This window comes from Micromonospora luteifusca, from assembly GCF_016907275.1.
Classification (GTDB): Bacteria; Actinomycetota; Actinomycetes; order Mycobacteriales; family Micromonosporaceae; genus Micromonospora; species Micromonospora luteifusca.
Map to the genome: position 1 here is coordinate 4,489,334 of NZ_JAFBBP010000001.1, position 14,990 is coordinate 4,504,323.

The window sequence follows — 14,990 nt, forward strand, 5'->3', positions numbered from 1 at the left end:
CTGCCCAGACTGCGACGGGATGACCTTCACGCTGGAACCGTGCCGGTGCACCACCTACGGCGACCGGTTTCTCGCCGACGCCGACGTGCTCGGCCCGCGCCGGGAGGCGTACCGAAGCTGCGAGCAGTGTCGCGGCTCGGGCAGCGTCGCGTACCCCTGCTATCGCTGCGGCCGGCGTGGCCGGCGGCGGGCGCAGCTCGTGGTCACCGTCGCCAACCTGGACACCGGGGCGGTCGCGTCCCACCAGGTCGTGCCCGGTGGCCTCGACCCCCACCGCGACCCGGCGGGTCGCTGGGTAGTCGACCTTGCCTCCCGGGTACGCAAACTCGGCGCCACCGTCGGCGCGGTTCTGGACGAGGCTGACGTGCCTTCGCTGTGGCTGGACCGGCAGTGGCGACCCGACCTGCCCGCAGCACTGCGGCACGAGCTGGAGGCCCCCGCCATCTTGCGGGCCGATCACGCCCCCTGGCGGCTGGTGCTGGGCCGATCCACCGCCCCGCCGGCCGTCGACCCGGCCGCACGGCTGGGCCGGCTGTGTGCGTTGGCCGACCTGCTGCTGCTCGACCTGGTCGTCGAGGCCCGCCGGCAGGTCGCGGGGTTTTGCTGGGCCATCCGATACGAGGTGCCCGGCTCCCCGGTGCCATCCGGCATCCCCGGCTGGTGCCGGGATCTGCCCGAGGCGTTGGCCCGCACCGACGTGGCCGAGGCGCTCACCGGTCTCGCGGAGCGCGGCCTGGCCGCTCCCGCCCGGCTGCTGCGCCCCGAATCGCCGCGCCCACCCGCCGCTCCGGCCGTGGACGTCGACCAACTCGAACGCCGCGTGCTCGCCGACTGCGTCGACGCGGCCCACGGCGACGAGTTGCCCGGCGCGCAGGCCCTCTGGCGCAACGGCCGCTGGTGGCACACGACTCTGCGCGCTGGCGAGCCGGTGGAGACCCTCGCGGAGCAACCCACCGGCCAGGTCGTCCGCCGTGTGCGGGTGCCGGTGAGCCGCGGCTACGAACCACCCGACCCGCCCTGGCTGGGTGAACTCGTCGACTGGCGGCCCTGCCCGGACTGCCGACCACACAGCCGGCTACGCGCCTGCGACTGCCGGCTCGGCGGTCGCACGGCCGACCCCGACTGCCCGCACTGCTGCGGCGCTGGCCTACGTCCATCCGCGCTGCACTGCTTCACCTGCGGCGACACCCAGCGCCTGCATCAGACCGTGCTGATCACCGTCACCGACCTGCGGCACTGGGTGGTGCACCTGGCCTGGCAAGCCGGTACGCCCGAAATCGCTCCGCTGGTCGCCACCCAACCGGGCGGCAAGCCCATCGTCCAGCTTCCGGACCGCTACCGGCTCGGTGCCTGGGCGGCTGTCCTCGGCGCGCGGCCCGACGACCTGGCCGACGCCGACGGCGGGCAGCAGATCAGCAAAGACCTCCGCGACGGGTACGTCACCCTGCCCTGGGCCGGGGCTGACCCGGTTGGGGAGCACGTGCGCAGCGCGGCGAGGGGTGCGCCGGCCGGCCGGCTGATCGTTGTGGCGGAGCCCCCCGAAGCGCCGCCGCTATCCGAGCTGGTGCGGCTCGCCTTGGGCCTCGACCTGGCCCTTGTGGTGAGCGTGTGCGACCTGCGACACCACGCCGGTGACCCGCTACTGGTCGACGGTCTGCACTGGTCGGTCGAGATCGCGCCCCGGGACGCGCCCGTTCGCCCCGACGACTTCCCCTACCGGCCGAGCCTGGCCGCCGCGCTCGCCTGGTGTGTCGAGTGCCTGGCCGACGCCGTCGCCGGGGTAGCCCCGACCGACCCGACAGCGCCGATCCCGGTGCCCTGTTCGAAACCGCGTGACGTCGCCAACCCCGAGCCGGAACTGCTACGCCTGGCGGCCCGGCACGCCGGGCAGGTGGTCACCGTGCGCTTCACCCGCGCCGGCTGCACCGTGCACCGACACGACGACGACGGGGTACGCCTCCTCGCCGAAGCCCTCGTCCTGCGCGACGTCCCGATGGACTGAGGGTTGTCGGGCCGGCAGGTGGTTACTCCGGGACGCGGCGGTAGGCGCCGTCGCTGGCTGAGGTGGCCATCGAGGCGTACGCGCGCAACGCCGCCGACACCGGGCGCTGCCGGTCCGTCGGGGTGTACGGCTTGTCGCGCTTCTCCTCGGCCACCCGCCGCGCCTCCAACTCGTCGGCCGGCACGTTCAGCTCGATGGACCGACCCGGGATGTCGATGACGATCTCGTCGCCGTCGCGGACCAGGGCGATCAGACCACCGGAGGCCGCCTCGGGGGAGACGTGCCCGATGGAGAGCCCGGAGGTGCCGCCGGAGAATCGGCCGTCGGTCAGCAGTGCACAGGAGCGGCCCAGCCCACGTCCCTTGAGGAACGAGGTGGGGTAGAGCATCTCCTGCATACCGGGGCCGCCCTTCGGGCCCTCGTACCGGATCACCACGACGTCCCCGGCGACGACCTGCTTCGCGAGGATCGCGGTCACCGCGTCGTCCTGCGACTCGTAGACCTTCGCTGGGCCGCGGAAGGTCAGGCAGTCGTCCGGCACGCCGGCGGTCTTCACGACGGAGCCTTCCGGGGCCAGGTTGCCGTGCAGGATGGCCAACCCGCCGTCGGCGGAGTAGGCGTGCTCGCGGTCCCGGATGCAGCCGCCGGCCGCGTCGGTGTCCAGCGACGACCACCGGTTGGTGGTGGAGAACGGTTCGGTGGTGCGCACCCCGCCGGGGGCGGCGTGGAACAGCTCGACCGCCGTCGGGGTGGGGGAACCACCGCGCACGTCCCAGTCGGTCAGCCACTGGGCCAGCGAGGGGGAGTGCACGGCGTGCACATCGCGGTTGAGCTGCCCGGCCCGGTCCAGCTCGCCGAGGATCGCCGGGATGCCGCCGGCCCGGTGCACGTCCTCCATGTGGTAGTTCGGCGAGTTCGGTGCGACCTTGGCCAGGCACGGCACCCGCCGGGAGATGGCGTCGATGTCGGTGACGCCGAAGTCCATCTCCGCCTCGCGGGCGGCGGCGAGCAGGTGCAGCACCGTGTTGGTGGAGCCGCCCATCGCCACGTCCAGGGCGACCGCGTTCTCGAAGGCGGCCTTGGAGGCGACCGTGCGGGGCAGCACCGAGTCGTCGTCGCCGTCGTACCACCGCTTGGAGATCTCCACGACGGTGCGGCCCGCCTCGACGAAGAGGGACCGGCGCGCGGCGTGGGTGGCCAGCGTCGAACCGTTGCCGGGCAGCGCCAGCCCGATCGCCTCGGTGAGGCAGTTCATCGAGTTGGCGGTGAACATGCCGGAGCACGAGCCGCAGGTCGGGCAGGCGGATCGTTCGATCTCGCCGAGCTGCTCGTCGGTGACCGCCTCGTTCGAGGAGGCGATCATCGCGTCGATCAGGTCGATCTTGCTGTGCACGACGCCCTCGATGGCCATCGTCTTGCCGGCCTCCATGGGGCCACCGGAGACGAAGACGGTCGGGATGTTGAGGCGCAGCGCGGCCAGCAACATCCCGGGGGTGATCTTGTCGCAGTTGGAGATGCAGACCAGGGCGTCCGCGCAGTGCGCGTTGACCATGTACTCCACCGCGTCGGCGATCAGCTCCCGGCTGGGCAGCGAGTAGAGCATGCCGCCGTGGCCCATCGCGATGCCGTCGTCGACCGCGATGGTGTTGAACTCCCGGCCCACCCCGCCGGCCTCGGCGACCGCGTCGGCGACCAGGCCACCCATGTCCTTGAGGTGTACGTGACCAGGCACGAACTGGGTGAAACTGTTGGCGATGGCGACGATCGGCTTACCGAAGTCGTCGTCGGTCATCCCGGTGGCCCGCCAGAGGGCCCGGGCGCCGGCCATCGTCCGACCGTGTGTGGAGGTCCTCGACCGTAGCTCAGGCATGCGTACCAGCATGACACCGCAGCCGCGCCAACCCACCCCCGTATCTGCCGTGTCCCAACAGATGCACACCCAGCCCCCCACGGCATGCGCGCATCCGGCACTCTTGGAGCGTGCAACTCCCCCCGGGCATGGTCGCTGTCGCGGCGCTCAGCGGGCTCGTCGCCGTTGCGGCCGCCGTGCTGCTGACCGTGGTCGCCCGGCGGCGCACGGGGCCGCGTCGGCCGGCACACCTGCTGCTCGCGGCGGCCGCCGGGGGTGCCCTGCTCATCCTGCTGGTCGGGGTTGTCGCAGTGCTCAGCGCGAACGACCACTGGGCCCACGAGCAGGGGCAGCGGACGGGCTGGGCGACCGCGGTGGCGATCGGCACGGCGGTGAGCGGTCTGGCCTTCGCGGCCGGCCTGCTCCGGCTGCCGGGGGTGGCCGCCACCGCGGCGGGAACCTCGCGGCTGGCCCTGGACGGCGTGGTCATGGCAGCCGCGCTGTGGTTCGTCGGTTGGGTGCTCTTCTCCGAGCCCACCCGGCTGCTCGGCGCCGCCACCCCGGCGGCCTGCCCGGCGATCCTGGTGGCCACCGTGAGCGCCGCTCTCGGCGCCGGGCTCGCCGTGATCGTCATCTTCCGGGCCGCTGCCCCGCGCGGACGGCTCGCCGCGCTCGGCTTCGGCATCAGCGCGGTGAGCTGCGGTGGGCTGGGTCTCAGCGTCGGGCTCTGTCAGGCCGGGCCGACCATGGCGCTGACCGGCGCGGCGATGCTCGCCACCGGCCTGCTGACCGTCGCGCTCGCCGTGCACCGGGCCGACCGGCCGGGGCAGGTCGAGGTGGACCTCATCGGTCGCGACGGCGAGTACGCGATCGCCCCGATGCTCGCGATGGCCGCCTCGGCGATGTACCACCTCGCCCAGGACGGCCGGTTCACCGCGGCGGGCATCGTGGCCGGCAGCGTAGAGGGCTTCGCGCTGGTGGCACGGCAATACCTCACCCTCCGCGACGTCCGGGGGTACGCGGACCGCCTGGCCGAGCGGGAGGCGCACTTCCGCGAGCTGGCACACACCGACCCGCTGACCTCGTTGGCCAACCGTCGCGGGCTGCTCCGGGCACTGCACAACAGCGCCGCGGCGGGCACCCCGTGCGTGCTGCTCGGTCTCGACCTGGACGGCTTCAAGAACGTCAACGACATGCGCGGCCACGACGTGGGCGACGCGGTGCTGGCCGAGGTGGGCCGGCGGCTGCGCGGCAACCTGCGCCCCGGCGACGTGGCCGCCCGGCTGGGCGGCGACGAGTTCGCCGTACTCATGCAGGGCCGGCCAGCCGAGGCGGACCGCGTCGCCGAGCGGTTGCTCGGGGTGCTCAACCGGCCGTACGACGAGCCGGAGGGGCCGGTCTTCCTGTCGGTGAGCATCGGGGTGGCCGGGTGGGCCGACGAGCCGGATGTGGAGCTGTTGCTGCGCCACGCCGACCTGGCCCTGCGCTACGCCAAACAGCGCGGCAAGAACCGGATCGAACGCTACGACGCCGCGTACGACCAACTGCTGCGCCGACGCACGACGGTGGAGCACGAACTGCGTGGCGCCATCGACCGCGACGAGCTGCGGTTGGCGTTCCAGCCGGTGGCGTCGCTGCCGTCGGTGCGGCCGGTCGGCGCCGAGGCGCTGCTGCGCTGGCACCATCCGGAGCTGGGCAACGTCGGTCCGGACGAGTTCATCCCGCTCGCCGAGGAGTGCGGCATGATCGCCCCGCTGGGCGCCTGGGTGCTGCATCAGGCCTGCTACCAGCTCTCCCGTTGGCTGGCGGACGGGCACGACGTCTGGGTGTCGGTCAACGTCTCCCCGCGTGAGCTGCACGCCCCGGAGTACGTGGTCCAGGTGGCCGAGGCGCTGCGCGCCCACCACGTGCCGCCGCAGCGGCTGGTGCTGGAGGTCACCGAGCACGCGGTCGCCACCGACCTGGACGAGCTGATCCGGCGGTTGACCGCGCTGCGGCTGACCGGTGTCCGGATCGCGCTGGACGACTTCGGGGCCGGCTACTCCTCGCTGGGGCAGTTGCGCCGGCTGCCGATCGACATTCTGAAGATCGACCACAGTCTGGTGGCCGAACACGAGCCGGTCCGCCCGGTCGGTCAGGACGGTCCAGCGTTCGCGCCGATGGTCGACATCGTGATGCGACTGGGCCACCAGCTGGGGCTGGAGGTGATCGCCGAGGGGGTGACCACGCCGACCGAGCTGGCCGCGGTGGTGGCCGCCGGTTGCCGGTTCGGCCAGGGCGCGCTCTTCGGCTGGGGGGTGCCGGCCGAGCACCTGGAGGCGATGCTGGAGGCGGCCACCTCGCCGGGTGCGCGTCCCGCTCCGGTGCCCGCGCCACGTCGCGCTCCGGGCGGGTCCGGGCAGGTCAACCCGCCTGCGGCTGGCGCGTCGCCAGTCGACGCGCCGGCCTCCGTTAACCAACATGTGGGATCAGTTGACTCATCGCGTGAGATGCGTCAGGCTTAGCCGCATGTCGTCGTACCGGTCGCTGCGAGTACTTACCTGAGCGCACTCTCCCTCATCGAGAGTGCGCTGGCCCCGTGCATCTGCACGAGGGCCGTTTTTATTGCCGTCGGAACCTGGCGAGGCGGGCCCCGCCCGTGTCGCATCGCTTGACTAGCCACCAGCCACTCCAGCCGAAGGCCAGAACCGCCATGACGAGACCCACGCCCGAGACCCTCGCCCACACCGCCCGCCGGGCCCGCGCGGCCGCCGACCCGAGTGTCGACGTCGACCAGGCCGCCACGCGCACGGCCACCCCGGCCGTTTCGGCGGTACGGCCCACCGCCGCGACTCCGATCTCCGGGGCCGGCTCACTCGTGCGGTCCCTCGAGGCGCTCGGCGTCGACGTCGTCTTCGGCATTCCGGGCGGCGCGATCCTGCCGGCCTACGACCCGCTCTACGACTCGACGGTCCGGCACATCCTGGTGCGGCACGAGCAGGGCGCGGGGCACGCGGCGACCGGTTACGCGCAGGCCACCGGCAAGGTCGGTGTCTGCATGGCCACCTCCGGCCCGGGCGCGACGAACCTGGTCACGCCGATCGCCGACGCGTACATGGACTCCGTGGCGATGGTGGCGATCACCGGGCAGGTGGCCAGCCCGTTGATCGGCACCGACGGTTTCCAGGAGGCGGACATCCAGGGCATCACCCTGCCGATCACCAAGCACAACTTCCTCGTCCAGAACGCCGAGGAGATCCCCCGGGTGCTGGCCGAGGCGTTCCACCTGGCCAGCAGCGGGCGACCCGGCCCGGTGCTGGTCGACATTCCCAAGGACGTGCTCCAGGCCCCGACCACCTTCGCCTGGCCGCCCACCCTGGACCTGCCCGGCTACCGGCCCACCCTGCACCCGCACGGCAAGCAGATCCGGGAGGCGGCGCGGCTGATGGCCGCCGCCCGACGGCCGGTGCTCTACGTCGGCGGCGGGGTGCTCAAGGCCGGCGCCACCGACGGGCTGCGCCGGCTGGCCGAGCTGACCGGCATCCCGGTCGTCACCACGCTGATGGCGCTCGGCGCGTTCCCCGACTCGCATCAGCAGCACCTGGGCATGCCCGGCATGCACGGCACGGTCGCCGCGGTCTACGGCCTGCAGAAGGCCGACCTGATCGTCGCGCTGGGCGCGCGGTTCGACGATCGGGTCACCGGCAAACTGGACTCGTTCGCTCCGGACGCGACAGTGGTCCACGCGGACATCGACCCCGCCGAGATCGGCAAGAACCGGCACGTGGACGTGCCGATCGTCGGTGACGCCAAGCACGTCATCGACGAGCTGATCGCCGCGGTCACCACCGAGCGGTCGGCGGGGCGCACCGCCGACCTCGGCGACTGGTGGACGCAGCTGAACGATCTGCGCAACCGTTACCCGCTGGGCTACGACGAGCCGGTCGACGGGACCCTGTCCCCGCAGTACGTGATCAAGCGGCTGGGCGAGATCGTCGGCCCGGACGCGATCTTCGTGGCCGGGGTGGGCCAGCACCAGATGTGGGCGTCGCAGTTCATCTCCTACGAGAAGCCGTACACCTGGTTGAATTCCGGCGGCCTCGGCACGATGGGCTACGCCGTGCCGGCGGCGATGGGCGCCAAGGTCGGCAAGCCGGACACGGTGGTCTGGGCGGTGGACGGCGACGGCTGCTTCCAGATGACCAACCAGGAGTTGGCCACCTGCGCGTTGGAGGGCATCCCGGTCAAGATCGCCGTCATCAACAACGGCAATCTCGGCATGGTCCGACAGTGGCAGACGCTCTTCTACAACGAGCGCTACTCCAACACCGAGCTCGGCACCCACAAGCACCGCATTCCAGACTTCGTCAAGCTCGCCGAGGCCCTCGGCTGCGTCGGGCTGCGCTGCGAGAGCGCGGACGACGTGGACAAGACCATCGCCGCCGCCATGGAGATCAACGACGCCCCGGTGGTGATCGACTTCGTGGTCGGCAAGGACGCGATGGTCTGGCCGATGGTCGCTGCCGGCACCAGCAACGACGAGATCATGTTCGCCCGGGGCGTTCGCCCGGCCTTCGACGAGGATGACATCTGATGACGATGCACACCCTGTCCGTGCTTGTGGAGAACAAGCCGGGTGTCCTCGCCCGGGTCTCCGGCCTGTTCTCCCGGCGCGGGTTCAACATCGACAGCCTCGCCGTGGGCGAGACCGAGAACCCGGACGTCTCCCGGATCACCATCGTGGTCAACGCGGAGTCGTCTCCGCTGGAGCAGGTCACCAAGCAGCTGAACAAGCTGGTCAACGTGCTCAAGATCGTTGAGCTGGACCCGCAGGTCTCGGTCGCCCGGGAGTTGCTGCTGGTGAAGGTTCGCGCCGACCGGTCCGCGCGGTCCCAGGTGCTGGAGACCGTCAACCTGTTCCGGGCCCGGGTGGTCGACGTCGCACCGGACACGCTGACCATCGAGGCCACCGGCACCCCTGACAAGCTCGACGCGCTGCTACGCGACCTCGAGTCCTTCGGCATCAAGGAAATGGTCCAGTCCGGGTTGGTGGCGATCGGGCGCGGCTCGCGTTCGATCACCGCCGGTCCCGCGCTCCGGGCCGCCTGAACCGACCCATCCGCACCAACCACGACGGGCCAACGGGCCGTCGTACCGAAAGGGAAGTTCTCATGAGCGTTGAGGTGTACTACGACGACGATGCCGACCTCGGCCTGATCCAGGCCAAGAAGGTCGCGGTGATCGGCTACGGCAGCCAGGGCCACGCCCACGCGCTGTCGCTGCGTGACTCCGGCGTCGACGTGGTGATCGGTCTGCCGGAGGGCTCGAAGAGCCGTCCCAAGGCCGAGGAGCAGGGCCTTCGGGTGGTCACGCCGGCGCAGGCTGCCGCCGAGGCCGATGTGATCATGGTGCTCGCCCCGGACACCGCCCAGCGGTCCCTCTACACCGAGTCGATCGCCCCGCACCTCGCGCCCGGCAAGGCGATCTTCTTCGGTCACGGCTTCAACATCCGGTACGGCCTGATCACGCCGCCGGCCGAGGTGGACGTGGCGATGGTCGCGCCGAAGGGCCCCGGTCACCTGGTCCGCCGCCAGTACTCCGACGGCAAGGGCGTTCCCTGCCTCGTCGCCGTGGAGCAGGACGCCAGCGGCAACGCGCTCGCGCTCGCCCTCGCGTACGCCAAGGGGATCGGTGGCACCCGCGCCGGTGCGATCAGGACCACCTTCACCGAGGAGACCGAGACCGACCTCTTCGGCGAGCAGGCGGTGCTCTGCGGCGGCGCCTCGGCGCTGGTGCAGACCGGTTTCGAGGTGCTCACCGAGGCGGGCTACGCCCCGGAGATCGCCTACTTCGAGTGCCTGCACGAGCTGAAGCTGATCGTCGACCTCATGTACGAGGGCGGCATCGCCAAGATGCGTTACAGCATCTCCGACACCGCCGAGTACGGCGACCTCTCCCGTGGCTCGCGCATCATCGACTCCCGGGTCAAGGACGAGATGCGCAAGATCCTGGGCGAGATCCAGTCCGGCGAGTTCGCCCGTGAGTGGGTCGCCGAGGACGAGGCCGGCCGGCCCAACTTCACCAAGTGGCAGGCCGAGGGCGCGGCGCACCCGATCGAGGAGACCGGCAAGAAGCTGCGCGGCATGATGAGCTGGGTCGACCGCCCGATCACCGAGACCGCCTGACGCGTCCTGCGGCACTGTCCAGCCGTCCCGGACGGCTGATGGTCCACCGGCGGCCGGTGACCCAGCGCTCTCCCCAGCGCGGGTCGCCGGCCGTTGGCCGTTGCGCGCTCCTGTGCCGCCGCGGTGCGCCGGGTGACCGTGTCCGTGCGGTAAACGGCCGATGTCCGTCGCTCGACCGGGCATGTGAGAGCCCTCACCCCGCAGACCGGGACACGCCGACCAGCGAGGCCCCTACGATCGCGGGTAGGTGCAGCAGCCGGCACCTGACGGCCACGGCACGGATCAGCGCAGGGCGCAGTGCGGCGCCCGGCCGCCCGCGCCGATCGCAAACACGACCTCTACGAGGACCGATGAATCCTGTCGTACTGATCGCCGAAGAACTCGCCCCCGCCGCCATCGAGGTGCTCGCCCACGACTTCGACGTCCGTCACGTCGACGGCACCGACCGTCCGGCCCTGCTCTCGGCGCTCTCCGAGGCCGACGCCGTCATCGTGCGCAGCGCAACCCAGATCGACGCCGAGGCGGTAGCCGCCGCGCCGCGACTCAAGGTGGTCGCCCGGGCGGGCGTCGGGCTGGACAACGTCGAGGTGCCGGCCGCCACAGCGCGGGGCGTGATGGTCGTCAACGCGCCCACCTCCAACATCGTCTCCGCCGCCGAGCAGGCCGTCGCGCTGTTGCTCGCGGTCGCCCGTAACACCGCGAGCGCCAGTGCCGCGCTCAAGGCGGGGGAGTGGAAGCGGTCGAAGTACACAGGCGTCGAGGTGCAGGGCAAGACCGTCGGCGTGGTCGGGCTCGGTCGCATCGGGGTGCTCTTCGCGTCTCGCATCGCCGCGTTCGGCACCCGGCTGATCGCGTACGACCCGTACATCCAGCCGGCCCGTGCGGCGCAGCTCGGCGTACGCCTGGTCGGGCTGGAGGAACTGCTGCGGGAGAGCGACTTCATCTCCATCCACCTGCCCAAGACGCCGGAGACGGTCGGCCTGATCGGTGAGAAGGAGCTGGCGATCGTCAAGCCCGGCGTTCGCATCGTCAACGCCGCCCGTGGTGGCCTCGTCGACGAGCAGGCGCTCGCGAACGCCATCGCCGAGGGCCGGGTCGCCGGTGCCGGTGTCGACGTGTACAGCAAGGAGCCGTGCACCTCGTCGCCGCTGTTCGCCTTCGACAACGTGGTGGCCACCCCGCACCTGGGCGCCTCCACCCACGAGGCGCAGGACAAGGCCGGTCTCGCCGTGGCGAAGAGCGTCAAGCTCGCGTTGCAGGGCGAGTTCGTCCCGGATGCGGTCAACGTGCAGGCCGGCGGCGTGGTCGCCGAGGACGTCCGGCCGCTGCTGCCGCTGGCGGAGAAGCTCGGCCGGGCGTTCACCGCGGTCGCCGGCGGGGTCGCCGCCAGCGTCACGGTCGAGGTACGCGGCGAGATCGTCAGCCACGACGTGTCGGTGCTCAAGCTCGCCGCCACCAAGGGGCTGTTCAGCTCCGTGGTCGAGGAGCAGGTCACCTACGTCAACGCCCCGCACCTGGCCGCCGAGCGTGGCGTCGAGGTCACCCTGGCGGCCCTGGCCGAGACGGCCGAGCAGCCCAGTCTGGTCACGGTGCGTGGCGCGCTGCCGGACGGCCGGACGGTCAGTGTCTCCGGCACGGTCACCCACTCGGGTGCCCGCGACGTCCTCAAGCTCACCGAGGTGGACGGCTTCGACGTGGAGATCGGCGCGGAGGGCATCCTGCTCTTCCTGCGCTACGCCGACCGGCCCGGTGTCGTCGGCACGGTCGGGACGCTGCTCGGCGAGTCGGGCATCAACATCGCCGCCATGCAGGTGGCCCGGCGTGAGGCGGGCGGCGAGACGCTGATGACGCTCACCGTCGACCAGGCGCTCGGCGCCGAACTGCTCACCTCGGCCGCCGACTCGATCGGCGCCACGGCGGCCAGCGCCGCGGACCTGCGCGACGAGTAGTCAACGGCAAGCACCATGGGGGCCCGGCGATCCGCTGGGCCCCTTGTCGTACCCCCGGGGTGGGGTCGAACTCGCGCCGGGCCGGGTCAGCCGGGCAGTCGGGCTGGGGGCGGGTAGACCGAACCGTCCTGCGGGTCGAAGAGCATCAGCCCGTGCTCGCCGGCCAGCCGCTCGATGTCCAGTAGCACCTGGTCCGCGCAGGTCGGGTGCAGGTTCAGCTCGACATGGTCGTGGGCGGCGTGCAGTGGTGCCACCGCCCACGGGCTGTCCGGCCCGGGGTGGCGGTCCGGATAGGAGGCGGTGATCGCCCGGTAGAAGCTGACCACCCGCGGGTCCGGGTAACGGTCCACGTGTCGCCCCTGCCGGCAACCGTCGACCGCTGTCCGTACGTCCTCGGGCGTCGCCCCGTCCTCCAGGGCCCACACGCTCAGATCGAAACTCACGGCGGATAGCGTGCCATCCGCCGTTCACCATGTCGAAACTGCCTCGCCGCCGGTCAACCGTCGATCTCCGCAGCCTCCGTTCACGACGGTCCGCTGTAGAGACTCTTGCGTAGAGTTGCGTCGATTCGCTAGCGTACGCACTGCGGTCACTGGCCGAGTTCGAGGCGCCGGCCCGTCTTCGGGTGGCGCGGTCGACGTCCGGCCCGACCGGTCCGCACCCCTCGATTGTGCGAGCCACGCGCACTCGTCGCTGACCGGCCCCCACGGTCGTTGCCGAGAGCGTGGGGGCCGATCGCATGCCGATCAGCTGACCCAGGGGCCACCAGAGGCGAAGCCCGGCCGGAGCACGGCGGTGCGGCGGCCCAGCCGCGGCGACGTCCCGCCTAGCGCCGGTGTGCGAAGAGCGCGCGATAGTCGGAGTTGCCCCGGAACCAGGCCAGGCCTGTGGTGCCGGCGGCGTAGAGCGCGGTGGCGTAGGCGTCGGCGATCGTCAGGTCGGGGCCCACGACGGTCGCGGCGACGAGTTGGTTGGCCGGCTCGCCGGTGTGCGGGTCCACCACGTGCCCCTGCCGCCCGCTCACCCCGGAGGTGCCGACCGCGCCCGCGGTCATCTCCAGCACCAGCGGCGCGCGCTCGGGCGCGGTCGGGTGGTGCACCGCGACGCGCCAGGGCCCACCGTGCGGCGCGCGGCCGCGGACAACGAGGTCAGCGCCGGTGAGTACGGCGTAGTCGTGGATGCCGGCGGCACGAAGCCTCTCGGCGGCGCGTTCCACCGCCCAGCCGCCGAGCAGACCGCCCGGGTCGAAGCCGCCGGGCACCGCCCAGGCGTCGAACCACCCGTCGGTGGCCGCGCGCATCGCCGCGCAGCGGTCCACCAGATCGGCGAGCGGTGGGTACGAGTCGGGGCTGATCTCACCCCGACGCAGCCGGGAGACCAGGCTCTCCGGACGGTTGGGGCCGTAGGTGAGATCGATGGCGCGCAGTTCCGCGACGCTGTCCCGCAGAGCCTCGCCCACGCCCCGGCGGCCGAGCCACTCGGGGGCGTTGAGGAGCAGGGTGTATTCGGCGGTCGCGGTGCGTACGGTGTGCCGCACCGCGATCCTGCCTTCGGTGGCGCCGGCCGGGTCGATCCGGTGCCTGCGGCTGCCGAGTCGAAGGTCCGGCCGGCGGTTGCGGAACGCCGACGGTTCCGGCCAGCGGGTCCGCGGCTGCTCGTCGATGCGCATGGCATCTGCCCCCTCGCACTCGGCGCCGCGTCGTCGCGACCGGTCGTCCGCAGGCCGCCGTGACCCGCCGACTACCACCGTAGGCAGCGGAGATGACCGCCTCATGAGTTCCAGCTGAGAGGCTGCTGTGCATCTTCGCGTCCCAAATTGTGGACGTCGCGTACCGGGAGGCGGGACGGAGACGTACCGTTGCCCGGACGGAAACGGTTGAGCAGAGGAGTGCGGTCGTGGCGCGGATCGCGGTGGTGGCCGGGGACGGCATCGGGCCCGAGGTGGTCGCGCAGGCCCGCAAGGTCCTCGACGCGGTGCTACCGAACGTGCAGGCCACCGAGTACGACCTCGGCGCGGCCCGTTGGCACCGTACCGGAGAGGTCCTGCCCGACTCGGTGCTGGCCGAGTTGGCCGGGCACGACGCCATCCTGCTCGGCGCGGTCGGTGACCCCACGGTCCCGCCCGGTGTGCTGGAGCGGGGGCTGCTGCTCAAGCTGCGGTTCGCCTTCGACCAGTACGTCAACCTGCGCCCGTCCCGGCTCTGGCCCGGGGTCGCCGGCCCGCTCGGCAACGTGAAGCCGGGGGAGGTCGACCTCGTGGTGGTGCGCGAGGGCACCGAGGGGCTCTACGCCGGGGCCGGTGGCTCGCTGCACCGTGACACCCCCGCCGAGGTCGCCACGGAGGAGAGCCTGAACACCCGGCACGGCGTGGAACGCGTCATCCGCGACGCGTTCGCCCGCGCCGACCGCCGGGAACGGCGCAAGGTCACCCTGGTGCACAAGACCAACGTGCTCACCCACGCCGGGTCGCTCTGGGCGCGCACCTTCGACGCGGTCGCCGCCGAGCACCCGGACATCGCCACCGAGTACCAGCACGTCGACGCGGCCGCCATGTTCCTGGTCACCCAGCCGCAGCGCTACGACGTGGTGGTCACCGACAACCTCTTCGGCGACATCCTCACCGACATCGCCGCCGCCGTCACCGGCGGGATCGGGCTGGCCGCCAGTGGCTGCATCAACCCCGAGGGGGCGTACCCCTCGATGTTCGAGCCGGTACACGGCTCGGCGCCCGACATCGCCGGGCAGGGCATCGCCGACCCGGTCGCCGCGGTGCTCTCCGCCGCGCTGCTGTTGGAGCAGCTCGGGCACCCGGAGTCCGCGGCCCGGGTCAACGCGGCGGTCGCCGCCGAGCTGGCCAGCCGGGTTCCCGGCGTGACGCTGCGGACCGAAGAGGTCGGCGACCGGCTCGCCGCCCACGCCGTAGCCTGATCACCCCGGCAGCGGCCTGGCCGGGCATCCGGTCCTGCCCGAGCGGCGCTACCCGCTGAACGAACGTTCGGGGTAAGTTTTCTGGCACAGCCAATTCG

Annotated in this window: 10 protein-coding genes; 7 read left to right on the forward strand and 3 right to left on the reverse strand. The window is 72.0% G+C overall.

Annotation, left to right across the window (positions count from 1 at the left end; genetic code table 11):
- The first annotated feature begins 19 nt into the window (after positions 1–19).
- Complete coding sequence (locus JOD64_RS20520; protein WP_204943699.1) at positions 20–2,002, forward strand: hypothetical protein; 1,983 nt, start codon at positions 20–22, stop codon at positions 2,000–2,002.
- Positions 2,003–2,024: 22 nt separating this feature from the next.
- On the opposite strand, the gene ilvD is transcribed toward JOD64_RS20520, so the two are convergent.
- Positions 2,025–3,872 (reverse strand): dihydroxy-acid dehydratase, encoded by a 1,848-nt coding sequence (gene ilvD, locus JOD64_RS20525; RefSeq protein WP_204943700.1) that lies wholly within the window; start codon positions 3,870–3,872, stop codon positions 2,025–2,027.
- A gap of 110 nt (positions 3,873–3,982) precedes the next feature.
- Between ilvD and JOD64_RS20530 the strand changes: the two genes are divergently transcribed.
- The 5 genes from JOD64_RS20530 to serA all read left to right on the forward strand — a co-directional run bounded on the left by JOD64_RS20530 (position 3,983) and on the right by serA (position 11,964).
- A complete protein-coding gene (locus JOD64_RS20530; protein ID WP_204943701.1) occupies positions 3,983–6,355 on the forward strand; it encodes a putative bifunctional diguanylate cyclase/phosphodiesterase in 2,373 nt (790 codons plus the stop codon).
- A gap of 188 nt (positions 6,356–6,543) precedes the next feature.
- Complete coding sequence (locus JOD64_RS20535; protein WP_204943702.1) at positions 6,544–8,424, forward strand: acetolactate synthase large subunit; 1,881 nt, start codon at positions 6,544–6,546, stop codon at positions 8,422–8,424.
- Positions 8,424–8,939, forward strand: a complete 516-nt coding sequence (gene ilvN / locus JOD64_RS20540) for an acetolactate synthase small subunit (RefSeq protein WP_124815780.1) — start codon at positions 8,424–8,426, stop codon at positions 8,937–8,939. The genes JOD64_RS20535 and ilvN overlap by 1 nt, the downstream gene beginning before the upstream one ends.
- A gap of 62 nt (positions 8,940–9,001) precedes the next feature.
- Positions 9,002–10,015, forward strand: a complete 1,014-nt coding sequence (gene ilvC, locus JOD64_RS20545) for a ketol-acid reductoisomerase (protein WP_204943703.1) — start codon at positions 9,002–9,004, stop codon at positions 10,013–10,015.
- A 350-nt stretch (positions 10,016–10,365) separates the two neighbouring features.
- Positions 10,366–11,964 (forward strand): phosphoglycerate dehydrogenase, encoded by a 1,599-nt coding sequence (gene serA / locus JOD64_RS20550; protein WP_204943704.1) that lies wholly within the window; start codon positions 10,366–10,368, stop codon positions 11,962–11,964.
- Between the two features lie 86 nt (positions 11,965–12,050).
- Here serA and JOD64_RS20555 read toward each other — a convergent pair whose 3' ends face one another.
- Positions 12,051–12,407, reverse strand: coding sequence for a hypothetical protein (locus JOD64_RS20555; RefSeq protein WP_030337238.1), 357 nt, complete (start codon positions 12,405–12,407; stop codon positions 12,051–12,053).
- A gap of 383 nt (positions 12,408–12,790) precedes the next feature.
- Entirely contained in the window at positions 12,791–13,633 is an 843-nt protein-coding gene (locus tag JOD64_RS20560) for an FAD:protein FMN transferase (RefSeq protein WP_204943705.1), read from the reverse strand.
- A 227-nt stretch (positions 13,634–13,860) separates the two neighbouring features.
- Between JOD64_RS20560 and JOD64_RS20565 the strand changes: the two genes are divergently transcribed.
- The gene (locus tag JOD64_RS20565; protein ID WP_204943706.1) at positions 13,861–14,892 is read left to right on the forward strand and encodes a 3-isopropylmalate dehydrogenase; all 1,032 of its coding nucleotides are present in this window, start codon (positions 13,861–13,863) and stop codon (positions 14,890–14,892) included.
- The last annotated feature ends 98 nt before the right edge of the window (positions 14,893–14,990 follow it).